Here is a 24,200-nt window from a genome sequence, read left to right on the forward strand (position 1 = left end):
AAGAACGCTAGCCTGCGGGGCTTCCGCTTTTATCCGGCGCGTTCAGCACTTCACTTTCTGCAATGCAATATGCCTGTTAGTACCACATCTCTCAACCACCAAAGAATGCATATCATCTATTCCAAAACGTCACAATTGAATGGGTTCAACTCCCAAACTTATGGAGTCAGTAAACGTTAAAATCGAACCAAATCATATATTTCAGGTCCAGACATTCATGCGGCGATGCAATATAATCACATAAGACATATCTGATCATTCGACCTAAAACGCCTCCTTTGCGCATGGATTGTCTGCCAATTGGTCGCGCACGCCTGTTGCCAATTCAAAGAACTGTTCCCTTACAGCACCAGCATACGGATTGGCATTTTCAATCGCCCAGAAAACACTAGGCGCGTCATAACGGACCATTTCAGTAGCTTGGACCAGTAGATCAAAACTTGCTGTTGTCATGCGTGCTGGCAATGGGCCCATCTGCACCAGAACCTTGGCAATCAAGTGTGTCACGCCCTGCACGACCGCCGCCTCGCGGTCATGTGCCTCCGGGGTGACAACAAATACCTTAAGGCCCAGAACGTGGCGTAGAAATGCACCAACCCGGCAGAATTGACGTCCCCGAACCGGGCATATCGCGATCTTGAGTCCTGAAATGCCAGCCCGTGCACTTTGCGGCCCAAATAACGGATGAGTTCCAATAATATCGACATGATCGGGAAGCCCTTCGAGCATCATGCGCGCCGGTTCCATTTTAACGGACCCCACATCCAGAATAATGGCTCCCGCACGCACATGCGGTGAAATGGTCGCGATTACCGATCTCATTGCCGTTACCGGGACGGCCAAAATGACGATGTCGCATTGTGCAACCGTCACAACATCCGCCGCCCGCAAATTTAATTCCGAAGCAGACGCAGATACGGCATCTGCATTGATGTCATGTACAAAAAGCGCGAAATGATCCATCAGATGCCGGGCTGTCAAACGCCCAAAGGCGCCGAACCCGAAAATCCCGATGGTCGGGTGATCTGGAAATAAAAAAGGCATCGTCTGTCTCCGAAGAGCTGCGATGCCGGTGCCTGCCTTATAAATCAACCGCCGACGACGCAGCGGTTGAACATAGAAAAACGCTCCCGCCTTATGTGGCAGGGCCGTAATAGAAATCAGCAAACAGGCAAATAACGTTTTTCATGGCGGCGATTAATAATGCCAAACCGTTCCATGTCAAGGCATCTTGGCATCTCTGGCACGATACCAAGAGCAGCACAGCATCAATACTAAAGTCCCTCACCCTCTCGCAGAGCTTTTCACGCCTTCTCCGGAGGACGCATGCTGAATTCAAATTGCACCGGCACGCCTTTTCCAAGCTGTTACAAATACGGACACATTTCATTCAGTTGTGCATCATTGGAATAACTGTCTTGCGGCGAAATACGCTAATTTTTCTTGCTGCCATGCAATATAATTCAGAACTACCATGCTATTTTTGTAACAATTTGTTTCAGTTCGCATTCTGGAAACGCCCTGTTACAGTTTTGTGAGTGCAAAGGGTCCCCCTTGGCAGCATGTTGTCGCTGCAATTGGTTTAAAGCCAGGGAGGAAACCTAAATGAATCTGCGCAAAACCATTCTCGCCACCGGTGTGGCGTTCTCTGCTCTCGCGACTGCAAGCTTCGCACATGCCGAACCGACTGCCGAAGTCCTGCATTGGTGGACCTCGGGCGGTGAAGCCAAAGCGGTCTCTGCCCTGAAAGAAGATTTCGAAGCACGTGGTGGCAAATGGGTTGATAGCCCGGTTGCCGGTGGTGGCGGTGACGCAGCCATGACCGTACTGCGTTCGCGCGTTCTGTCGGGCGATGCCCCGGCCGCTGTTCAGCTTAAAGGCCCGGCTATCCAGGACTGGGCAGAACAGGGTGCACTTGCCGATCTGAATGACGTTGCCGAAGCAGAAGGCTGGGACAAAGTCATTCCGCCAGCTATTCAGAGCGTCATGAAGTATGAAGGCGATTATGTTGCCGTTCCTGTAAACATTCACCGTGTTGACTGGATCTGGGCAAACCCGGAATTGCTGGCCAAAGTTGGTGCCACCGAAGCGCCGAAAACCTGGGACGAATTCAACGCCCTCGCTGACAAGCTCAAAGCGGCCGGCATCACGCCTGTCGCCCATGGTGGTCAGCCGTGGCAGGATGCAACCGTCTTTGAAACCGTCGTTCTTGGGCTTGGCGGCCCGGAATTCTACCAGCAAGCCTTGGTTGATCTCGACGAAGACGCGCTGAAATCCGACACGATGAAAGCCGTGTTCGACCAGATGCGTAAAATCCGCGGTTATGTCGATGCCGACTTCCCGGGTCGTGATTGGAACCTTGCAACAGCTATGGTCATGAATGGCGATGCCGCCATGCAGATCATGGGGGACTGGGCAAAAGGCGAATTCCTTGCTGCTGGCAAAGTCCCGGGCAAAGACTTCATCTGTTCGGCAACCCCGTCCGAACACGGTTACCTGTTCAACGTTGACAGCTTTGCGATGTTCAATGTTTCGGGCGATGACAAGGTAGAAGGCCAGAAACTGCTTGCAGAACTGATCGTTGGCCAGAAATTCCAGGAAACCTTCAACCTTCTCAAAGGCTCGATCCCGGCACGTCTTGGCGTTCCGCTCGACAAATTTGACGATTGTGCGAAGAAATCCGAGGCTGACCTTCTGGCTGCCCAGGACGCAGGCGGGTTCCTTCCGTCGATGGCACACGGCATGGCTCTTCGCGGTCATCTTTCGGGTGCGATCATTGACGTCGTAACCGCACATTTCAACTCCGACATGTCGTCTGACGAAGCCGTTTCGCGGCTGGTCGAAGCTGTTGAACTGGCCAAAGACTAATCTCATCTGACCTGTACAGTCACATTGACTGACGACGCACCGGCCCCGGACATTTCCGGGGCCGGATTCCCGCTACTTTAATTGTTTGAGGCAAAGGGTATGGGGGCTTCTTCAAGCACCGAAAGCAACCTGACGGCCAGCATCCAGCGTCATCTTTCCAAGATCGTTGTTGCACCGTCCTTTGCTGCGTCCCTGTTTTTCGTCTACGGGTTCATCCTGTGGACAGGCTATATGGCGTTTTCGAAATCGCGCATGCTTCCAGTCTGGGATTGGGCCGGTCTGCGGCAATACGAACGTCTGTGGCAAATGGAACGCTGGCATGTTGCCATCGAGAACCTGCTGATTTTCGGCGGTCTCTTTATTGTTATCTGCCTGTTTCTTGGCTGCCTGCTTGCAGTTCTTCTTGATCAGCGCATCCGCGCCGAAGGCGTCCTTCGCACAATTTTCCTGTATCCGATGGCCCTGTCCTTCATCGTGACGGGCACCGTCTGGAAATGGCTTCTCAATCCGGGCCTTGGCCTGGAAAGCATGATGCATGACCTTGGCTGGACCAGTTTCAAATTCGACTGGCTGGTCAATTCGGACATGGCGATCTACACGGTCGTGATCGCAGCCGTCTGGCAGGCATCGGGTTTTGTTATGGCAATGTTCCTTGCGGCATTGCGCGGCGTCGATCAGGACATCATTCGCGCAGCCTATATGGATGGTGCCAGCCTGCCCCGCATCTATTTCGGCATTATCATCCCGTCGATCCGTCCGGTTTTCCTAAGTGCGATTGTCGTTCTGGCCCATCTGGCCGTTAAAAGCTTCGACCTCGTCATTGCGCTTACCGGCGGCGGCCCCGGCTATTCGTCCGATCTTCCGGCAACCTTCATGTACACGATGGCCTTCCAGCGCAACCAGCTGGGCGTTGGTGCCGCAAGTGCCATGATGATGCTGGCGACCGTGATGGCGATCATTGTGCCGTATCTGTATTCCGAACTGCGCGGAGGCAAGAAAAATGGCTGATATTCAGCATTACAGCCACGACGCAGGCTGGAAACATACCATACTGCGCGGGTTGCTATATCTCGTTCTGATCCTGTTCGCAGCCTACTATCTGTTCCCGCTTTTCGTGATGATTTCGACCTCGTTGAAGTCGCTCGATGAAATCCGGGAAGGCTCACTCATTTCGCTGCCGCGCGTCATCACGTTCGATGCCTGGAACTATGCGTGGAATGAAGCCTGTGTCGGCGTTGAATGTTCAGGCATCAAAATTTACTTCTGGAATTCGGTCAAAATGGCGGTTCCGGCGGTTCTGATTTCGACCTTCCTTGGTGCGATCAACGGATATGCCCTGACCAAATGGCGTTTTAAAGGGGCTAATATCGTCTTTGCCCTGCTGCTGTTTGGTTGCTTCATTCCGTTCCAGGTTGTGCTGCTGCCGATGTCACAGGTTCTGGGGTCACTTGGCCTTGCCAGCTCGACCACCGGTCTTGTTCTTGTGCATGTCGTTTACGGCCTGTGCTTCACCACCCTGTTCTTCCGCAATTACTATGTTTCGATCCCGGATGAACTGGTGAAGGCAGCCACCATCGACGGCGCAGGTTTCTTCACCATTTTCTGGCGTATCATTCTGCCGATTTCGACACCGATCATCGTCGTGTCGGTCATCTGGCAGTTTACCCAGATCTGGAATGACTTCCTTTTCGGTGCTTCCTTCGCCTCTGGCGATAATGCGCCGATGACTGTCGCACTCAACAATATCGTCAACACCACGACCGGCGTGAAACAGTACAATGTCGATATGGCCACAGCCCTGCTGACCGGCCTGCCGACCCTGCTTGTTTATGTTCTGGCCGGAAAATACTTCGTCCGCGGCCTGACCGCCGGTTCGGTGAAGGGATAAGCAAATGGCATCACTCACCCTTGATAAAGTTCGCAAGGCCTTCGGTCCTGTCGAGGTTCTCAAAGAAATCAATATTGCTATTGAAGACGGCGAGTTCCTGGTTCTGGTCGGCCCGTCGGGTTGCGGCAAATCGACCCTTCTTAACCTGATCGCAGGTCTTGAAGGTTCCAGCGACGGGGAAATCCGCATCGGTGATCGCGTGATCAACGATGTCCACCCCAAGGACCGAAACATCGCCATGGTGTTCCAGTCCTATGCGCTTTACCCGAATATGACCGTTCGCAAGAACATCACCTTCGGCCTTGAAATCCGTGGTGTTTCGGCAGCAGAACGCGACAAGGCGGTTGCAGATGTCGCCAAACTGCTGCAGATCGAAGCCTTGCTGGATCGCAAACCATCCCAGCTTTCGGGGGGACAGCGTCAGCGCGTTGCGATGGGCCGTGCACTGGTTCGCGATCCGGACATCTTCCTGTTTGACGAACCGCTGTCGAACCTTGATGCCAAGCTGCGCGTCGATATGCGCACCGAGATCAAGAAACTGCATCAGCGTCTGGGTGCCACCATCGTTTACGTCACCCACGACCAGATCGAAGCCATGACCCTTGCCTCGCGCATTGCTGTCATGAAAGACGGCATCCTGCAGCAGTTCGATACGCCGCAGAACATCTATGAACGCCCAAACAACATCTTTGTTGCTGGCTTTATCGGTTCGCCGTCGATGAACTTCATCAACGCAACCCTGATCAATGACAATGGCAATCTGGCCGTATCGATCAAACGCGATAACGACCCGATCATTCTGCCGCTGAAAGATGCGCCGGAAAGCTATCAGAGCTATGTCGGGAAAGATGTCGTTTTCGGCATCCGTCCGGAAGGCTTGACGCACAAGCGTACCGGTTCTGATGAACCGGGCAGCCAGTATGTCAATTTTGACTGCAAGGTCGAAGTTATTGAACCGACCGGTGCTGACACCATGACCGTTGTCGAAATCGGCGGGAAGGAAATTGTTGCACGTGTCCGGCCTGACCGTTCACCGCAACCGGGCGAGATGATGACATTCTCGGCCGACATGTCTCAGATCAGTCTGTTTGATCCGGTAACGGAACTTCGGATCTGATCTGATCGGCGGGCGGTTCTGGGGGCCGCCCGCCGTTCTTGTATATGGTACGACCTTCGAACAAAACGGCCCGGAATTCCCGGGTCGTTTTGCTTTCAACCTTTGTCGACGCGCCGCGGCAAAGCAATCGTGACTTCCAACCCGCGTCGGGGCAAATTGCGTAATCGTATCGTCCCATCATGGGCATCGATGACCGTTTTCACAATCGACAGACCAAGGCCGCTGCCACCGGTGGTGCGTGCGCGTGATCCTTCGACACGGAAGAACGGCAGAAAGACATCCTCCTGATGTTCCGCGGCGATGCCCGGTCCTTCGTCCCGAATGGACACCAGCACCGTATCGGCCGTCGCATCCAGACTGACATAGGCACGGTAACCGTATTTCAGCGCATTCTCGATCAGATTGGTGAAGGCACGTTTTAATGTTCCGGGCCGGCAGGTCAGGCGGATGCTGCGCTTGTCACCAAACGAATGCGCCTCGTCCCCGCCGCCAAATACGGTGTGAACCGAACTGAAACGAAGCGGCTGCGGTCCCTCGAAACTTACCGGACGGCCAAGATCGGCATAATCGTCACAAATCGCTTCGAGAACCGATGTGAAGTCAACTGTGCGCTCTTCTTCCTTGCTAATCCAGTCACCAAGGAAATCGAGTGCATCGTTGAGAAGCCCGTCCATTTCGTCAAGATCGCGCAACACGGTTTCACGCAATTCTTCATTTTCGATAAATTCTGCACGCAGACGCAGGCGCGTGCTGGGCGTGCGCAAATCGTGTGAAATTGCGGCCAGCATACGGGTTCTGTCACCCAGCATCCGTGAAATCCGTTCCCGCAATCCATTATATGCTGCGGCCATTGACCGGGCTTCGGTCGGCCCCCGCTCCTCCACCGGGGGGCCTTCAACTTCATCCCCCTGGCGAATGATCGCCTCGGTCAAATTCTTGAAGGGACCGGCCAGAAGATCGGCCAAAGCGGCAAACACCGCCAACACGGCAACAACCCCGACCAGAAAGATCAGAAAAACCATGGATGGCGATGCATAGTCGGACCACAGCACCGGATGAGACAACAGCATTCGCATGCCGGATGGCAACATGATTTCAACGCGAGCCTCAAGTCCCTGACGCGCTATTTCGCGCGATAGGCCGGCAAAAAACAGACTGGGATTTTCGGCGGTTTCAATCAGGTGGCGCTGTTCCGCGCCAAGACGCCCGCGCCGAAAATGGACCTTTACCGATGTCGGCCAGCCCGTATCGGCCAGACGTGCGGGCATTGCGATATGTTGTGCCGGGCGCGAAAACAGAAGAATGGTACCGATATCGTCAGATGGCAGAACACGAACAGAAAGCCCGTCACGCGCGGCTATATCAACGATATTTCCCTGTAACTCCGGACTTTCGGCAATCAGGATCAATTCGCGAATGGTAAAGCCCAAAGTATAGGCTCGGCTGATCCGCTCGCTCCGTTCGATGATGTATTTCGATGCGATTGAACTGATGCCCGCGATGATGACACCGCCGACCATCATGATCATAAAGATGCGTCCGCCCAGCGTGCGGGGCTTGAACCGCCGCATATATTCGGAAATCGCACCAATCTGATCTGTCATGGATCGAATTCCTAGACGGTCCTCGTATCGGCACAGAACTGATAGCCGATCCCGCGCACCGTTTTAATCAGTTTGGGGTTTTTGGCATCTTTTTCAATTTTGCGGCGCAGGCGACTGATCTGGATATCGATACTGCGGTCAAACGGGATAGAGCTTTGCCCGCGTACGATATCAACAAGCTGTTCACGCGAAAGCGCACGCTTGTTATGCTTGACCAGCGCCAGCAACAGCGAAAACTCCCCGGTCGACAAATGCACCGCCACATCATCAAGATCGCGCAATTCACGTGATCCGATATCGAGCGTCCAGTCGGCAAACAGGATTTTCTGGGTTTTGGTTTCTTCGTGATGGACCTGTGTAACGGTACCAGTTTCAAAACGGCGGAAAACGGCACGAATACGGGCCAGCAATTCACGCGGATTGAACGGCTTGGTCAGATAGTCATCTGCACCCAGTTCAAGACCAAGAATACGATCTGTATCCTCGCCCACCGCAGTCAGCATGACAATCGGCACCTTGGAATTGCGGCGCACATCACGGCAGAGCGCAAAACCATCCTCGCCGGGCAACATGATATCAAGGATCACCAGATCGATATTCCAGTCACGAAGCGCACGATGCATCTCCGCCCCGTCGGAAACGGTGGTGATACGAAACCCGTGCTGGAGCAGGAATTTTTTCAGGAGCTTCTGGATTTCCTGATCGTCATCAACAACCAGAATATGGGGTTCACGTCGCGTACTCAGTCTCCGCCTCCCTTCGGTCGACAAGCCCGGAACCGGACCGTGGCGCGGAGTTTAGTGCATAACGTTACAGGATTGAACCATTTTACCAAGAACCGGACATAATTGAAAAAGCCGAGGACAAAATCCCCGGCTTTTTAGGTAAAATCTCTTTATATACAGCAGCTTAAAAACCTATTTCAGGTCATAAACTTTTGTACTGCCCGATACTTCGCTTGCCACGATCAGCATGGCATTGCCGGTGGGGCTATCCTTTGCTTCGACAAACAGCATACCTTCCGGGGCAAGTTCACCTGCGGTGTCTGCTTCCGGATTGCCGGAAAAACGACGATCTGAATGATAGGTGACAAATTGCGGATTAGTCGGATTGGTCAGATCATAGACCATAAATCCGCCCTGACGTTCCAGACCGATAAAGGCATAAGGTGTGCCATTAACGTAGCCGGTTGCCAGACCTTCGGGTTCCGGGCCTTTGTCATCCGAGCGGTTATCACGGCTATAGTTTTCGGTGTTCGATGCGTTGAAAACTCTCCCGTAATTGGCCGCCATGAACTGTTCGAACTTGTCGCCACTGTCAAAAACCATGTCGCCATTCGCATTCAGGACCGAGAACGAACGTGCCCCATAGCTGTAGATCACATCGAAATCGCCATCACCATCCGTATCGCCCTGCGCAGTAGTCGTTTTCAAGCGACCGAGGTTTTCATCTTTTTGCAGGGTTGCGGCATTCGGGAAGGCGACCGGATCAAGGGTCAGTTTTCCGACGCGGGTTTCTTCGCTGTAGCCGTCATAGTCGCGTGAGTCGCCTTCGTTTGCCGTCAGGACCCAGGTTTTGCCGCCGATTTCGATAGCATCGATCGTGTCTGGCATATACATGCCCATCACAGGCCATGTACGGATGTTGATTTTGCCGTCCTTGTCGCTGGCATCAAATGCGTTGACCGAATGGTCCTTGAAGCCAAGACCGGCAACCCGGACAACGTTTGCGGTTTCAATATCAATGATCGCCACCGCATTGTTTTCCTGAAGTGAAACATAAGCCGTTTTACTGTCTTTCGAGACGGCGATATATTCCGGCTCGACATCCTGTGCCACGGTCGACGTTCCCGGGTTTGATGTCCGCATGCCATAAGGCAGGTCCACATCATTCAGGAAGCCAAAGTTTACCGTGTGAACATCGGCATCTGACAGATCGGCGAGATTTCCCGATACCGGGATAATCGAAACACTCCCTTCCGGGTCGTTGTCAAATGCGTCGTTCGGCTCGCCTTCGTTCGCGACCAGAACGTGCTTGCCATCCGGAGTAAATTTGATCATGTCGGGCAATGCACCGACAGTTACAGCCGCAATGAAATCACCATCCGTGTTAAAGAACACGGCCTTGCCCGGTGCCTGTTTGTCGTCATCCTCGACAGCCGCTGCGACAATATTGCCATGAACGGCAACGCTGTTTGCCGCCTTACCCCATGCCGAAAGCTTGACCGAACCGATTTTTGCAAGTGTTTCAGGGTCCGACATATCAAGAATATCAATCGACTTGTCGCCACCATTGACCACGAATATGCGTTTGGTCACCGGGTCAAAAGCCGGAATTTCCGCGGCCCCTTCGTCAAACATGCCGGTTCGATAGTCGCCCATCGGCACGATTGAAAGCGGCTTGGCGGCAGGCGACGCCGTATCAACGGCCATTACCATGTTTTTTGACGTTGTCGTGGTGCCGCAGGCACCGAGCATAACCGAAAATGCCACCGTGGCCATCAAAGAATAACGCATATTTCCCCCTGAAAACTGGATGAACCGTGGCAGACAAACTGCGGACAATGCGTAACGGTTTAATGACCTGACGATGACAGTTTCATAAATATCTTCGGGGTGTTGATGCTCCAAACAACGACTTCTGACGTAAGGAGGAAAAGGTTCACAAGGTTCGAACAGGAACAATAAAATGGCCCCAATGAATATTGCCGTGATCGGTGCGGGAATGGCCGGCCTTCGGGCGGCGGCCACACTTCATGCAGTCGGCTTTTGCGTAACGGTTTTTGAAAAAAGCCGTGGTGCCGGAGGGCGACTTGCAACACGTCGTACCGAATTGGGCAATTTCAATCATGGCGCCCAATATGTCACGGCACTGCATCCGGAATTTCAATCATTCCTGCAACAGGCCGAACATCAAAAATCCGTTCGGAAATGGCAACCACATCTCCTTCGTGGCGAAAAAGCAACCGCAGGGGCACCGGCATCGGCTTTGAAACGTACAAATACGGCTGCAGATATCTGGTATCAGGGGTCACCGCAAATGAACAAACTGATCACCCCGCTGCTTGATCCGTTTGAAATCCGCAAAGAACACCGTATTACCTGTATCGAAACCGCCGGACCACGCAGCTTTATTCTGCATGACGATCTGGATGGTGAATTCGGGCCATTTGACGGTGTGATTGTTACCGCCCCTGCCCCGCAAACCGCAGAGCTTCTGCAACCACTTGCCCCAAGATTTGATCCCATTGCGGATGTGGAAATGGCACCGTGCTGGGCAGCCATGATTGCATTTGCCAAACCGTTGCCCACGGCATTTGATGCCATGATCCATCCCGATCCTGCGATCAGCTGGGCGGCACGCAATGGCGATCACCGTGATCTGATCCATCGACCTTCACCTGATCTTTGGGTTCTGCACGCAAGTCCGGAATGGTCACGTGATCACCTGGAAGAAGACAAGGAACGCATCGCATTCCTTCTGCTTGAAAAACTGCATAAAGCTAGCGGTGCAAAGCTTCCCGATGTGGTGTCCATAAACACGCATCGCTGGCGATATGCCCGCACGATCAAACCGCTTGGAAAAAGTCATCTTAGCGGCATGAACGGGCGCGTCATTGCTGCGGGCGATTGGTGTCTTGGTGCAAGGGTGGAAGCCGCGTGGCGCAGCGGAAAATGCGCGGCCCATGCCATGATCGAGACACTGATCGGGTAATTTGGGATGCGCCGAAATGCCAATGGTCAAAGGCCGACAAAATCAGACCTGCCACACAAAACCTGCCTGACCTGTAATCGACCGTTTGCCTGGAGGCGCAAATGGCGTAATTGCTGGGACGATGTCAAATATTGCTCTGCCCGTTGTCGGGATCATCGCGCAAATATCAGGGGCGGTGCCAGTCAGGCTGACACCGCCCCATAAATCCACAGATTTGTCGGATCAAAATTAACCCCGAAGGGCATGCAACTGATGGATCAGACCGGCGGTTGAAGCGTCACGGCTATCGGCAGTTTCATTCCCCTGAACCATTGGCAGCAATTCCTTGGCAAGCTGTTTGCCAAGCTCAACACCCCACTGGTCATAGGAATTGACGTTCCAGATAATCCCCTGAACAAAGATTTTATGTTCATACATTGCAACCAGACGTCCCAGCGTAAAGGGATCAAGCTGCTTGTAAAGGATCATTGTGCTGGGTTTGTTCCCGGCAAAGACCCTTTGCGGTGCTAGCACATCAATCTCGGCCGGGGTCAGATTGCCACCGGCAAGTTCGTCACGTACTTCGGCCTCGGTCTTGCCGCGCATCAGGGCTTCGGCCTGTGCAAAGCAATTCGCCACCAACTTGTCATGATGGTTTGCCAATGGATTCAGGGCATTCGCCGCAACGATGAAATCAACCGGGATCAGTTCCGTGCCCTGATGGATCAGCTGATAAAAGGCATGCTGGCCATTGGTACCCGGTTCACCCCAGATGATCGGGCCGGTTTCGTAATAGATCGGCTTGCCATCGCGGGTAACCGACTTGCCATTACTTTCCATATCGGCCTGCTGCAAATAGGCTGGCAGGCGTGAAAGATGCTGGTCATAAGGCAGGATTGCCTGACTGGAGGCTCCCAGAACATTGCGATACCAGACGCCGATCAATGCCAGCGTCACTGGAATATTCCGGTCAAGCGGGGCTGAACGAAAATGATTATCCATCGCCTGCGCACCGCGCAGCATTTCTTCGAATTTCTCGTAACCAACCGCCAGAATGATCGGCAAGCCGATAGCCGACCAAAGGCTGTACCGCCCACCGACCCAGTCCCAGAAACCGAACGCATTGTTTGTATCAATACCGAATTCAGCAACCTTGTCCAAGGCAGTCGATACCGCGACAAAATGCTTGGCAACCGCGCCCTCGTCTTTCAGCAAACCAACAAGCCAGTCGCGCGCCGAATAGGCATTGGTCAGGGTTTCGTCGGTTGTGAAGGTCTTGGATGCAATGATGAAAAGCGTCGTTTCCGCATCAAGGTCTTTGAGCGTATCAACGATATGCGCGCCATCGACGTTGGAAACGAAATGGCAGCGAATACCGTCGATATGATACGGACGGAGTGCCTCGTTCACCATGACCGGGCCAAGGTCGGAACCGCCAATCCCGATATTAACGACATCGGTGATCGCCTTGCCGGTATGGCCTTTCCAGTCGCCGGTATGCACACGCGCGGCAAAGCGTTTCATACGTGCCAAGACGTCCTTGACATCGGGCATAACGTCCTTGCCATCGACCATTACCGGATTGCCATCCAGATTGCGAAGTGCCGTATGAAGAACAGCGCGATTTTCGGTGATATTGATCCGATCACCGGCAAACATCCGTTCGCGCCAGTTTTCAACATTGGTAGTTTCCGCCAATTCACGTAATGCGGCCATCACATCATCGGTGATCAGATTTTTCGAATAATCGATAAACAGATCGTCCTGCGTGACATGGAAACGCGCAAACCGCGCCGGATCATCGGCAAAGGCTTTGCGTAAATTAAGGTTCTTGGAAACTTCCGCGCCCAGTCGATCAAGCTTTTCCCAACAGGTCGTCAGATTTTCTGTGGACATTCCACCCTCGGCTTCAAACAGATAGCAAACAATATCGACGTCATGTCAAAACACTAACACGCCGATGCGACCATTTGTGGGACAGTTTGTGGGACATTTTGATGGCAATCCGGCGGGAACAGGATTGCCATCACCACGGATATTAACCGGTTAATCCGTTTGCAGAAAGAAACTCCGAAACCTGCGCTTCGGTCGGGAGGGCAGCAATCGCACCGCGTTTGGTGGCCGTTATTGCCCCGACCGCATTGGCAAAACGGCAGGCTGCCTCGACCTTTTCCGCAGATTCCAGCAATTGCGGATCTTTCAACAAACGTGACAGGAAACCGGCAGTAAAACCGTCCCCTGCTCCGGTCGCGTCGACAGCCGTGACCTTGAACGGAGCGGCCGAACCTTCGAAATCAGGTGTAAAGAACCGGCTGCCTTTCGGGCCCGACGTCACGATCATCAGTTTCCAGTGATCGCACCACAATTCACGAACGCCTGCTTCAAGATCATCCTTGCCGGTGATAAAGGCGACTTCGTCGTCAGAAATTTTCACAATATCCGCCTTGGTAATCGCAAGACGCAGCATATCACGGGCGGCATCGGCACTGGGCCAAAGCGGCAGGCGCAGGTTCGGATCACATGAAATGATCGCGCCGTTTTCACGTGCAATGTCGATGGCCGCAAGCGTCGCCGCGCGCGGATCATCGTCGATCATGCAAAGCGTGCCATAGTGAAACAGCGCGCATCCCTTCAGCATGTCCTGATTCAGATCGGACGGCGACAACAGCATGTCGGCCGACGGGCTGCGATAGAAAGAAAATTCGCGTTCGCCATCGGCCCGCAACGAAACAAAGGCAAGCCCTGTCAGGGCTTCTTTGGTCAGGACAATGCCCGATGTATCGACATTGTCGGCTTTGAGCGTATCGACCAGAAAATGACCGAATGCATCATCGCCAAGCTTGCCGATAAAACCCGTTTCAATTCCAAGCCGCTGCAATCCCACAGCCACATTGCCCGGCGCACCGCCTGCGGCCTTGGCAAATGCCGGCGCATCGGCAAGGCCGGTGCCAGTTACGGTCGGAACAAAATCGATCAGCAATTCCCCAAGGCAAACTGCTTTTGCGCTCATAGCGTTTCTCCGTTTATATCGCCCGGCAATCGGGTTGCGGGCATTATCATTTGCTGTGGGACGCGACGTTTTTAAATCGATTCAATTCATCAGGCAAAGGAAAAGCCACTTCGCGAACAAAGTGGCTTAATCCAGCGTATCTAAGACACACTCAGGCCGCTTTCCCAAGTGCCACTTCACGCGCACGGCCAAGCGATGTCATCCATTCATCGAAATGATCATCATGTTCAAGCTGATAGCGATAATGCCGGTTAAGGGCAGCCGTCAGCTTACCGTCCCGACCAAGCAGATTATCAGCAAAGGCAATCATCCGCGAATTTGGCCAGGCAATCGGACGCATGGCACGAAGGGTTGTAAAAAGTTCATCTTCGTTTGCATCGGGCTGGGTTTGCGCCATTAGCGTCAGCATCGCTGCTGTCGAACGTGAAACGCCCATATGGCAATGCACCAGCAAATGGCCGTCCTTACGGGCATCGACGGTGTTTTTGAGTCCCTCACCAAAGGCGAGAACCTCTTCGACATGGGCGACCGTCGGAGCCATCTGACCGGGCAGTTCATCAATGATATCGTGGAACCGCAAAATGGTACGTTCATGGGGGGCATAAGCCGCGAATGCATCGGGGTCCGGTCTTTCCGGATCAAGGACCGAAAGCACATGCGAAACCGACCGGGTTTGATGGGTTGGCAGTTCATCAATGCCACAAATCGTCAAAAGCGAAATAGAAACCGGTTTCATGTCTTTCCTCCAATACACTGATTAAGCGCAATAACATCACAGCAGCCGTAAAAAGCAAAGGGCCGGTACTGTTAAAATACCGGCCCGCTTTGAAATCTTTGTGATCTTGCTATTACGGCTTTCGGTTCACCGCATGGATATTCAGCATTTCCCAAGCAATCGTCGCACCGGCAAGCGATGTGATGTCCGATACATCATAAGGCGGGGAAACTTCCACCACGTCCGAGCCGATCAGATTGATCCCCCCCGCAAGACCGCGCAGGATCGAAACCGCCTGATGGCTGGTCAGGCCGCCCAGAACCGGCGTGCCGGTGCCCGGTGCATAGCACGGGTCAAGCCCGTCAATATCAAAGGTGATATAGGCGTGATTATCACCCACCACGTCCTTGATTTTGGCCACGATCTGATCAATCGACATCGCCTGCACATCCGGCCCGTAAAGGATGTTGTATCCGTGGGTCGATTCATTGTGCGTACGGATGCCGACCTGAATGGATTTCGACGCATCGACAATGCCGTTCTTCGCCGCATGCCAGAACATGGTGCCGTGATCGATCCGATCACCATCGTCTTCCCATGTGTCGGAATGGGCGTCGAACTGAATAAGCGAAATCCCCTTGCCGTACTTTTCAGCATGGGCCTTCAGGATCGGATAGCTGATGAAATGGTCGCCGCCGATCGTCAACATCTTTGCCCCGGAGCTGACGATATCGCGTGCGTGATCCTCGATCATTTCCGGGATTTTATGCGGATAACCGGGATCGATGACCATATCGCCATAGTCAATCACGGCCAGTTCCCCAAAGATATCGCGCCCGGACGGAAAATGTGGTGCCCATGCAAGATTGACCGACGCACGGCGCACCCCCTGCGGGCCAAGGCGCGTACCAGGGCGGCTCGACGTTGCAAGATCAAAGGGAATACCGGTTACCGCAACATCAATGCCCGTAAGATCACGGGTATATTTGCGGCGCATGAATGACAGCGCGCCGGAATACATCGGCTCGCTGGTATTCTGATGCACGGATTTCGCAGTAAAAGCGTTGTCGCCGCCTTTGGTATCAATAACCCCGGTACTGCTCATAATTCGTCCCCTTGTCCTTTCCGAACCTCAGGCGTCGCCCAGTGCAATCCAGGTCGACTTGATTTCACAATATTTGTCCATCGCATGCAGCGAACGGTCACGACCGGTGCCCGATTGCTTGTAACCGCCAAACGGCATGGTGATGGATCCACCGTCCCAGCAATTGACCCAGACAAGACCGGCACGCAGTTTTTTCGCGGCCAGATGCGCCTTGTTGATATCGCGCGTCCATACGGCTGCGGCAAGTCCATATGGCGTATCATTTGCCGTCTGAACAGCCTCTTTCCAATCCTTGACCGAAATCACCGACAAAACCGGGCCAAAGATTTCTTCCTTGGCGATTGTCATGTCGTTTTTGACCGCATCAAAAACGGTTGGTTCGACATAATAGCCACCGGACTCGGTGCGTGCACGCTTGCCGCCGGTGCAAAGTTTTGCACCCTCTGCCGCCCCCTTCTCGATATAGCCCAGAACGCGGTTCATCTGATTTTCATCGACAATCGCGCCCATCTGACTGTTCGGGTCCAGGGGGTCACCCGGCTGCATTTTGCGCCCTGCTGCAACCACTTTCTCGATGAACTCATCCTTGATGCTTTCTTCGACAATCAGGCGCGAACCGGCCGTGCAAACCTCGCCCTGATTATAGAAAATTCCGCCTGCTGCCGCTTCGGCCGCCGCGTCCATATCCGGGCAATCGGCCAGAACGATATTCGGGCTTTTTCCACCACATTCCAGCCAGACGCGTTTCATGTTCGACTGACCGGAATATTGCAAGAACAGTTTTCCAACTTCGCCCGAACCGGTAAAAGTCACGCAATCAACATCGGGATGCAGACCAAGCGCCTTGCCCGCTGTCGGGCCAAAGCCGGGCAGAACGTTCAGAACCCCAGCCGGAAGACCGGCTTCGACCGCCAGCTCCGCAACACGGATCGCGGTTAATGGCGACTGTTCGGCGGGTTTGAGAATGATCGAGTTCCCCATCGCCAGTGCCGGGCCCAGTTTCCAGACCGCCATCATCAGCGGGAAGTTCCATGGCACGACTGCCGCCACCACGCCCAGCGGTTCACGCGTGATCATACCGATTGCGCGTGCTTCGCCCGGTGAAATCTCGTCATAAATCTTGTCAATCGCCTCTGCGTACCAGCGAATGCATTTATAGGACAACGGAATGTCATCACCCGCCGCAAGGCTGATCGGTTTGCCCATATCAAGACTTTCAAGCAGCGCCAGTTCGGCTGCATGCTTTTCCATCAGATCGGCAAATTTCATCATGACGGCCTTGCGCTTGCCCGGTGATGCTTCCGACCAACTGCCTTTTTCAAAGACCGCACGCGCGGACTGCACCGCGCGATTGACGTCTTCAACATCGCATTCGGCGACTTGGGTCAAAATCTTGCCGTCGCGCGGGCTGATGCAATCAAACGTTTTACCCGATGCCGCATCGACATAAACGCCATTGATAAAGGCCTTGTTGCGGATCGTCAGGCTGGCGGCCTGTGCTCTAAGCTGTTCGAAATTCAACTGGTTTGTCATCGGAAATCCTCCTGACGGATCGCGCGTGCTGTTTGTTCCGCGCGATATTCAAACATGATGATTGTGCAATCAGTATGACGGTGGTGTCGCGGCACTGACGACTTCGCATTCAATGTCGCCCGCGTTACGAAACCGGTGCGGGATTTCCGCATTGAAGTAATAGGCGTCACCTGGTCCAAGAACCTGAACCCGTTCGCCCACCGTGACCTCAAGCTTGCCACGGACGACAACACCGGCCTCCTCACCCTTCTGGACGATCAGATTGTCGCCGGTATCGCCGCCGGGCGGATAAATTTCATGAAGGACGCGCAGATTGCGGTCCTTGCGTGTTGCGCCGACAAGACGCATCGACATGGTGCCATCGGAAAGCTCGACGAGTTCTTCCTTGCGAAAGAAAATCTCCTCGCCGTTTTCCAGATCAATCGTAAAGAAGTTGATCAGGCTCATAGGGATGCCTGCCAGAACCTTGGCCAGACTGTCGACCGACGGGCTGACCCGGTTCTGTTCAATCGTCGATATCGTGCTGTTGGTGACACCGGCGCGGCGCGCCAGTTCACGCTGGGATAGCCCGTACATGGTACGTACTGCTTTCAGGCGATCCCCAACCTTTTGTGACATCCGGTCTCTTCCCTGTCGGTCGCTCTTATCGGCGACCATTTTGCAAAAGTGGCGTTATACCGCGTCAAGATACCAGCGGTATTCAAGCGGCGTGACCTCCGAGAAGAATTCGTCATATTCGGAACGTCGGCAGATATCGAACACCTCGACAAACCGTTCCCCCAGATATTCCTTGACGATGTCACCCTCGACAAAACGATCAAGTGCAGAAATCATGCTGCGCGGGACGATCTTGCCGCCATGCTGTTCATAGCCGTTACCAACAATCGGATCACCTGGATCAAGCTTGTTCTTGATGCCGTAATGCATCCCTGCAAGAACGCAGGCCAGAACCAGATACGGGTTGGCATCCGCGCCCGACACACGATGTTCGATACGCGCGGCTTGCGGGCTACCGGCTGGGATACGCAGGGCAACCGTACGGTTGTTAAGCCCCCAGTTTGGAGACATCGGCGCATAGGCCTTGTTCTGGAACCGGCGGTAGGAATTCGGATTTGGCGCAAAAATCGCCATGCTTTCAAACATCGACGCCTGCAAGCCGCCAATAGCGTTCAACAGGAGGTCCGAAACATCCTCGTCGCCCTTGGGCGACAGGGCGTTGTTTCCTTCCTCGTCACGCAGCGACACATGAACGTGCAATCCGTTACCCGCCTGATCGGAATAGGGTTTTGCCATGAATGTCGCGGTTACACCATGATCCCAGGCAATACCTTTGACAACGCGCTTAAGCTGCATCGCGTGGTCTGCCGCCTGCATCGGATCATTGACATGACCCAGATTGATCTCGAACTGGCCGGGGCCTGCTTCGGCGACGATTGTATCGGCCGGAATGCCCTGACGGTTCAGTTCGGCAACCGCGTCATGAAGGACTTTTTCGAAATCCTCGATCTGCTGGAGGCCATAGACCTGCACACCATCCGACGCGATCCCGCCGCCAAGCGGTGCGGGTGGCAAGGGTGCGGCAGTTTGTTCGTTCTGATCGGCAAGATAGAATTCAAGTTCCAGCGCCACGGTCGGATAGAAACCATCCGCTGCCAGACGATCCACAACCGCCTGCAAAACGTTGCGCGGATCGGCAAAGAATTTTGTACCGTCCAAGTTATACAGGCTCATCATGACCTGTGCCAACGGTAGCTCACCATAGGGAACCGCATGCAGGGTTCCCGGGATTGGCTTGGCGATATTGTCCTGATCACCACTGGACCAAAGCATGCCGGTACCTTCCGGGTTGTCGCCGGTGATATCCACCAGACACACAGAACCCGGCATGTTGATGCCTTCATGGAAGCTTTTAAGAAACTTCTGCTTGCTGATTCGCTTGCCCCGGAACACTCCGTTCACATCAGGAATGAGTAATTCGACAAGTTCTATATCCGGATTTGCTTCAAAGAATCGTTGAGCTTCCGCCCTACTGTCTTCGACGAACGACTTGTTCATCGTCTAATACTCCCAGAAAAGCCTGTTTATTTCACTTTTCATCGTGCCCCGCCCAATGATTGCGGTCAAGCCCCTCGTTCGATATATCGTGCAAATAATGCACTGCAAAATAAACGCACGACATCATTGCATTGGATATTAAGAATGGTTTGAAACAACCAGTGCATATCAAATTTGGCGCCAAGACGACAAAATTGTTTCATAAAATTTCCCCTTGCAAAGGTGTTCAAAAAAACGAACACTTGTCTCAGATGTTCAACATATCGCACAAAGCAGGCGACTATCGCTGTCAGGAGACGTTATGAATAATTTCGACAAAACCGCCTATTGGCAGGATATCGATCAGCAGCACCACATTCATCCGTTTACCGATACGGCCGACCTTAACAATCGTGGCACACGCGTGATTACACGCGCCAAAGGCGTCTTCATCGAAGATTCGCATGGTAAACAGTATCTGGACGGCATGGCTGGCTTGTGGTGCGTCAATGTCGGTTATGGCCGCAAGGAACTTGCCGAAGCCGCTTATAACCAGATGCTGGAATTGCCCTACTACAACAACTTCTTCCAGTGTGCGAACACACCTGCGATCGAGCTTTCCAAAGTTCTTGCAGAAATCACGCCCGATGGTTTGAACCACGTATTTTATGCCAACTCCGGGTCGGAAGCGAACGACACGGTCGTGCGCATGGTGCGCCAGTACTGGAAGCTTAAAGGCCAGCCGGAACGCACCTACATCATCAGCCGCAAGAACGCCTATCACGGCTCGACCATTGCCGGGGCATCACTTGGCGGGATGGCAGGGATGCATTCACAGGGCGGGCCGATGCTGCCTGATGTTGTGCATATCGATCAACCGTACTGGTACGGCGAAGGCGGCGATCATACCCCCGAAGAATTCGGCCTGATTGCCGCACGCAAGCTTGAAGAAAAAATCGAAGAACTTGGTGCCGACCGCGTCGGCGCCTTCATCGGCGAACCGATCCAGGGTGCCGGTGGCGTGATCATTCCGCCATCAACCTACTGGCCGGAAATTCAACGCATCTGCAAAAAATACGACATTCTTCTGATTGCAGATGAAGTCATTTGCGGATTTGGCCGTACCGGCAACTGGTTTGGCTCCGACACGTTCGATATCAAGCCGGACCTGATGCCAATGGCAAAGGGCATGTCGTCGGGTTACCTTCCGATTTCGGCCGTTATGGTCGGTGAACGGGTTGCTGACGTCCTGATCAACGAATGCGGCGAATTTACCCACGGCTTCACCTATTCCGGCCACCCGGCAGCCGCCGCCGTAGCCTTGGAAAACATCAGGATCATTCGCGATGAAAAGCTTGTTGAACGTGTCCGCGATGATATCGGTCCGTACTTTGCCGAAAAACTTAAAACCCTTGCCGATCATCCGCTGGTCGGGGCGGTTGAAACCGTCGGCCTGATTGCCGGTATTCCGCTGGTCGATAACAAGGCGACCCGCAAACCGTTCGATAAACCGGGCACGGTGGGCACGATCTGCCGGGATGCCTGTGTTGAAAATGGCGTTATCATGCGAGCCTGCGGTGATCGCATGGTGGCCTCGCCGCCGCTTTGCATCACGCACGGCGAAGTCGATGAGCTGGTCAAACGCGCACGTGCCGCGTTTGATGCAACAGCCAGGAAAATCGGCAAAATGTAGGTTCCGATTTAAATCAAGACATTACACAAACACCCGGCGGGATATATCATTCGCCGGGTGTTTGTGATTTTGCCTCGAAACACTGCTGAAATGCCCCATCTCAAAAGAGTCCGCCATGCTCAAACGTCTTTATCAATCCCCCGCCTATCAAACCGCCACCCTGCCCAACAGCTATTGGGTTGCCAGTGCTGGAAATCTGCCCGAATGTGATCAAATGCCTGATGAGGGCACCATAACGGCCGATGTCGCGATCATTGGTGGCGGTTATTGCGGCCTGTCAGCTGCACTGGAACTGGCAGAAAGCGGCATTGATGTTGCGGTATTCGATGCCGGGCGTTCCGGATGGGGCGCATCAGGGCGCAATGGTGGATTTTGCTGCATGGGCGGAAGCGGCAAAAGCTATGCACAGCTTTCAAAGAAGTTTGGTGATGACCAAACACGCCATTTTGCCAAACTTCAACGCAGTGCGATTGACCTTGTCGCATCGCGGCTTGAAGAGTGGAATATTGATGCTGATCGTCATTCGGACGGGGAAGTCATACTGGCGCACAAAGCCAATCGGGTGGCGGAATTGCGCAAAGAGGCCGAGGAAAATAATCATTTTACCGGTATCGAAAGCGAATTCCTGACCAAGGACGAGCTTCGCGAACGCGGTCTTTGCGCGCAGGAAACCGATGCAGGATTGCACGTCAAAAAAGGTTTTGGCCTGCATCCGTTGAAATATCTGGCCGGACTGCATCGTGCCTGTGTAACCAAAGGTGTTCGGATATTTGAACAGGCGACCATTGAAGACCTCCAAGACACCGGGGACGGTTACATCCTGACCTGCAAAAATGTGCGAATTTCGGCAAACAAAGTCGTCATCGCAACGAATGGATACAGTGCCGAAAACCTGCCAGACTGGATCGGCGGGCGATTGATGCCGGTCTTTTCGGGTATTCTTGTCACCCGACCGATGTCAGATCATGAGCTTGCAGTGCAAGGCTGGACCAGCGACCTGATGGCGTTTGATACCCGCATCTTGCTGCACTATTTCCGTAAACTCCCTGATAATCGGTTCATGTTTGGCGGCCGCGGCGGCATCACGGCAACCCCCGCCGCATTTGATGATGCAAAACAGCATCTGTTGGCGCATTTCCGCCGGATGTTCCCCGCATGGCAGGATGTCGAAATCACCCATCACTGGAACGGTCTTGCCTGCCTTTCGCAGTCGTTCCGCCCCTATCTTGGTCGGGTTCCGGGGCATCGGGACGTCTGGGCGGGGCTTGCATGGCATGGCAACGGCGTCGCACTTGGAAGTCTGGCCGGGAAAATGCTGGGTCAGCAAATTCTGGGCACCAAGGGCCCGGATGACGTCGGTGCCATCATGGGGACACCGCCGGATCGTTTCCCGTTATCAAAGTTTCGCCGGATCGGCCGCAGTCTTGCCTATCGCTATTATGGTCTGCGTGACGAGTTTGCGTAATCAGTAAAACTGACCTATGTCATGTCGCGGATATGGCCTTTGCGCTATTGCCCGGATTAATCCTTATCGAGCACGAGACGAGCATGTCAGATCAACCGACCCTTGCCGAAATCAAAGAACGGCGTGAAATCGCGACCCGCAAAATCCGCGAGGAAACCGGTATTGATCACCAAATGATCAAAGATATCGTGCATGGCTTTTATGCCAAGGTACGCGACGACGCGATGCTGGGCCCGGTATTTGCCGAGAAGATCACGGATTGGGATCACCATCTGGAACGGATGTGCATGTTTTGGGCATCTGTGGCACTTGCCAGTGGTGCCTATGACGGTCGCCCGATGCAAAAGCACCTGACACTCAGGATCGACCGCACCCATTTTGATCGCTGGCTTGAATTATTTGCCGAAACACTGGCAGAGCATTGCGAAACAGCTGCCGCGCGTCACTTCATGGAACGCGCCCTTCGGATTGCATCCAGTTTCGAAATCGGGATTGCTGCGCATAATGGTGTCATTCTGGGCAAAGGCGAACGTTACGATCCAGTTTCGGCATGGTCCCCGAAATAGGCCAGAACTCATAGTAATCAGCACACTGCAAAACTTTTTGTCAGCTTTCTTAAGACCGACATGTTGACAACATTGTCCTGCTCTGAACAAAATATTTTTACGTGTTATTACTAGACGGGGGCAATCTTCGCGCGCACTGAACTGGCAAATCAAAGGGCTTATATTGGCAGCCCTGCAAGATTGCTATGTGCCAGACCGATTGCAGAGTACGACGGACGAGAGCGGAGAAAGACGATATGTGGTCTTGGATTGGCGTCAGCGCAGTCATCATTTTAGCCCTGATTACCTATACGATTTATGGTCACAAACGTCATCTCAGCCCGACAAAGGGTAAGAAAATCGATCTTTCTCAACGCCCAAACAGCGCGCTTCTAATCATTGATCTGCAAGAAGACTTTACGCTGGCCACCGGCAAAAACGCCTATGAACCTGCCGCGGTCGAAAAAACGATTTCCGCGATCAATGAACTTGTTGAAATTGCCAACAAAACCGGTCAATCGGTGATCTCTGTCCGTCAGATATTCAAAGGCTGGTACATCAATCTTCTGGTTAGTCTGTTCAATAAGGGGCGCGGTAGCCCGAAATCACCGGGCCTTGATCTTGATGCCCGCCTGAACGGCGATATTGATCATGACATTACCAAAGCCCGCGCCGATGCCTTCAGCGCGCCTGAACTTGAACGCGTTCTTGAACGCCAGAAAGTCGGCAAACTGCACATCGTCGGTCTGGATGGAAATTACTGCGTCCAAGCAACAATTCAGGCCGCAATTGACCGCGGATATGATGTTTCATTCACCGATGCTGGCATTTTGGCGGTCAACCCAGGCATTTGGCAAAAAACCAAGGCCCGCCTCGCGGCGAGTGGTGCCAAAGGCACCAGCACACAAGCCCCCGCCAAGGCATCCTGAA

At 53.5% G+C, this 24,200-nt stretch carries 21 protein-coding genes; 10 read left to right on the top strand and 11 right to left on the bottom strand.

Annotated elements, in window-relative coordinates:
- Positions 1–264: 264 nt before the first annotated feature.
- Positions 265–1,044: a prephenate dehydrogenase gene (locus tag SMB34_RS15445; protein ID WP_037991353.1), complete on the bottom strand. Its 780-nt coding sequence runs from the start codon at positions 1,042–1,044 to the stop codon at positions 265–267.
- A gap of 561 nt (positions 1,045–1,605) precedes the next feature.
- On the opposite strand from SMB34_RS15445, the gene SMB34_RS15450 reads away from it, so the two are divergent.
- The 4 genes from SMB34_RS15450 (at position 1,606) to SMB34_RS15465 (ending at position 5,873) form a co-directional block, all read left to right on the top strand.
- Complete coding sequence (locus tag SMB34_RS15450) at positions 1,606–2,868, top strand: ABC transporter substrate-binding protein (protein ID WP_037991354.1); 1,263 nt, start codon at positions 1,606–1,608, stop codon at positions 2,866–2,868.
- Positions 2,869–2,967: 99 nt separating this feature from the next.
- Positions 2,968–3,876 (top strand): carbohydrate ABC transporter permease, encoded by a 909-nt coding sequence (locus SMB34_RS15455; RefSeq protein ID WP_007089386.1) that lies wholly within the window; start codon positions 2,968–2,970, stop codon positions 3,874–3,876.
- Positions 3,869–4,756 (top strand): carbohydrate ABC transporter permease, encoded by an 888-nt coding sequence (locus tag SMB34_RS15460; RefSeq protein ID WP_037991355.1) that lies wholly within the window; start codon positions 3,869–3,871, stop codon positions 4,754–4,756. Before SMB34_RS15455 ends, SMB34_RS15460 begins: the two co-directional genes overlap by 8 nt.
- A gap of 4 nt (positions 4,757–4,760) precedes the next feature.
- On the top strand, positions 4,761–5,873 hold the full coding sequence (locus SMB34_RS15465) for an ABC transporter ATP-binding protein (protein WP_037991357.1): 1,113 nt from the start codon (positions 4,761–4,763) through the stop codon (positions 5,871–5,873).
- A 95-nt stretch (positions 5,874–5,968) separates the two neighbouring features.
- On the opposite strand, the gene SMB34_RS15470 is transcribed toward SMB34_RS15465, so the two are convergent.
- The 3 genes from SMB34_RS15470 to SMB34_RS15480 all read right to left on the bottom strand — a co-directional run bounded on the left by SMB34_RS15470 (position 5,969) and on the right by SMB34_RS15480 (position 9,993).
- Complete coding sequence (locus tag SMB34_RS15470; protein ID WP_037991360.1) at positions 5,969–7,477, bottom strand: ATP-binding protein; 1,509 nt, start codon at positions 7,475–7,477, stop codon at positions 5,969–5,971.
- Between the two features lie 11 nt (positions 7,478–7,488).
- Positions 7,489–8,247, bottom strand: a complete 759-nt coding sequence (locus SMB34_RS15475; protein ID WP_240478846.1) for a response regulator — start codon at positions 8,245–8,247, stop codon at positions 7,489–7,491.
- A gap of 147 nt (positions 8,248–8,394) precedes the next feature.
- Positions 8,395–9,993 carry a choice-of-anchor I family protein gene (locus SMB34_RS15480; RefSeq protein ID WP_167332773.1) on the bottom strand — a complete coding sequence of 533 codons (1,599 nt, stop codon included), beginning with the start codon at positions 9,991–9,993 and terminating at the stop codon, positions 8,395–8,397.
- A gap of 172 nt (positions 9,994–10,165) precedes the next feature.
- Between SMB34_RS15480 and SMB34_RS15485 the strand changes: the two genes are divergently transcribed.
- The gene (locus SMB34_RS15485) at positions 10,166–11,191 is read left to right on the top strand and encodes an NAD(P)/FAD-dependent oxidoreductase (RefSeq protein ID WP_037991363.1); all 1,026 of its coding nucleotides are present in this window, start codon (positions 10,166–10,168) and stop codon (positions 11,189–11,191) included.
- A gap of 6 nt (positions 11,192–11,197) precedes the next feature.
- Entirely contained in the window at positions 11,198–11,395 is a 198-nt protein-coding gene (locus SMB34_RS20930; RefSeq protein WP_074624813.1) for a DUF2256 domain-containing protein, read from the top strand.
- A 24-nt stretch (positions 11,396–11,419) separates the two neighbouring features.
- Here SMB34_RS20930 and pgi read toward each other — a convergent pair whose 3' ends face one another.
- The 7 genes from pgi to SMB34_RS15520 form a co-directional block, all read right to left on the bottom strand.
- Positions 11,420–13,066 (bottom strand): glucose-6-phosphate isomerase, encoded by a 1,647-nt coding sequence (gene pgi / locus SMB34_RS15490; RefSeq protein ID WP_037991364.1) that lies wholly within the window; start codon positions 13,064–13,066, stop codon positions 11,420–11,422.
- Positions 13,067–13,208: 142 nt separating this feature from the next.
- Positions 13,209–14,180, bottom strand: coding sequence for a PfkB family carbohydrate kinase (locus tag SMB34_RS15495; RefSeq protein WP_037991365.1), 972 nt, complete (start codon positions 14,178–14,180; stop codon positions 13,209–13,211).
- A 151-nt stretch (positions 14,181–14,331) separates the two neighbouring features.
- Positions 14,332–14,916 carry a tyrosine phosphatase family protein gene (locus tag SMB34_RS15500; RefSeq protein WP_037991367.1) on the bottom strand — a complete coding sequence of 195 codons (585 nt, stop codon included), beginning with the start codon at positions 14,914–14,916 and terminating at the stop codon, positions 14,332–14,334.
- 112 nt (positions 14,917–15,028) lie between these two features.
- Positions 15,029–16,000, bottom strand: a complete 972-nt coding sequence (speB, locus tag SMB34_RS15505) for an agmatinase (protein ID WP_007089376.1) — start codon at positions 15,998–16,000, stop codon at positions 15,029–15,031.
- A 27-nt stretch (positions 16,001–16,027) separates the two neighbouring features.
- Positions 16,028–17,533: an aldehyde dehydrogenase gene (locus tag SMB34_RS15510; RefSeq protein ID WP_037991369.1), complete on the bottom strand. Its 1,506-nt coding sequence runs from the start codon at positions 17,531–17,533 to the stop codon at positions 16,028–16,030.
- A gap of 69 nt (positions 17,534–17,602) precedes the next feature.
- Entirely contained in the window at positions 17,603–18,151 is a 549-nt protein-coding gene (locus SMB34_RS15515) for a cupin domain-containing protein (RefSeq protein ID WP_037991371.1), read from the bottom strand.
- Positions 18,152–18,205: 54 nt separating this feature from the next.
- The gene (locus SMB34_RS15520; protein WP_007089373.1) at positions 18,206–19,588 is read right to left on the bottom strand and encodes a glutamine synthetase family protein; all 1,383 of its coding nucleotides are present in this window, start codon (positions 19,586–19,588) and stop codon (positions 18,206–18,208) included.
- Positions 19,589–19,889: 301 nt separating this feature from the next.
- On the opposite strand from SMB34_RS15520, the gene SMB34_RS15525 reads away from it, so the two are divergent.
- The 4 genes from SMB34_RS15525 to SMB34_RS15540 all read left to right on the top strand — a co-directional run bounded on the left by SMB34_RS15525 (position 19,890) and on the right by SMB34_RS15540 (position 24,199).
- Entirely contained in the window at positions 19,890–21,260 is a 1,371-nt protein-coding gene (locus tag SMB34_RS15525; RefSeq protein ID WP_037991374.1) for an aspartate aminotransferase family protein, read from the top strand.
- Positions 21,261–21,375: 115 nt separating this feature from the next.
- Positions 21,376–22,725 (top strand): NAD(P)/FAD-dependent oxidoreductase, encoded by a 1,350-nt coding sequence (locus tag SMB34_RS15530; RefSeq protein ID WP_037991377.1) that lies wholly within the window; start codon positions 21,376–21,378, stop codon positions 22,723–22,725.
- A gap of 83 nt (positions 22,726–22,808) precedes the next feature.
- A complete protein-coding gene (locus tag SMB34_RS15535; protein ID WP_037991379.1) occupies positions 22,809–23,291 on the top strand; it encodes a group III truncated hemoglobin in 483 nt (160 codons plus the stop codon).
- 236 nt (positions 23,292–23,527) lie between these two features.
- Positions 23,528–24,199 carry a cysteine hydrolase family protein gene (locus tag SMB34_RS15540; RefSeq protein WP_051682328.1) on the top strand — a complete coding sequence of 224 codons (672 nt, stop codon included), beginning with the start codon at positions 23,528–23,530 and terminating at the stop codon, positions 24,197–24,199.
- The last annotated feature ends 1 nt before the right edge of the window (position 24,200 follow it).

Source organism: Thalassospira permensis NBRC 106175 (assembly GCF_000714555.1).
In the GTDB taxonomy this organism is placed as follows: Bacteria; Pseudomonadota; Alphaproteobacteria; order Rhodospirillales; family Thalassospiraceae; genus Thalassospira; species Thalassospira xiamenensis.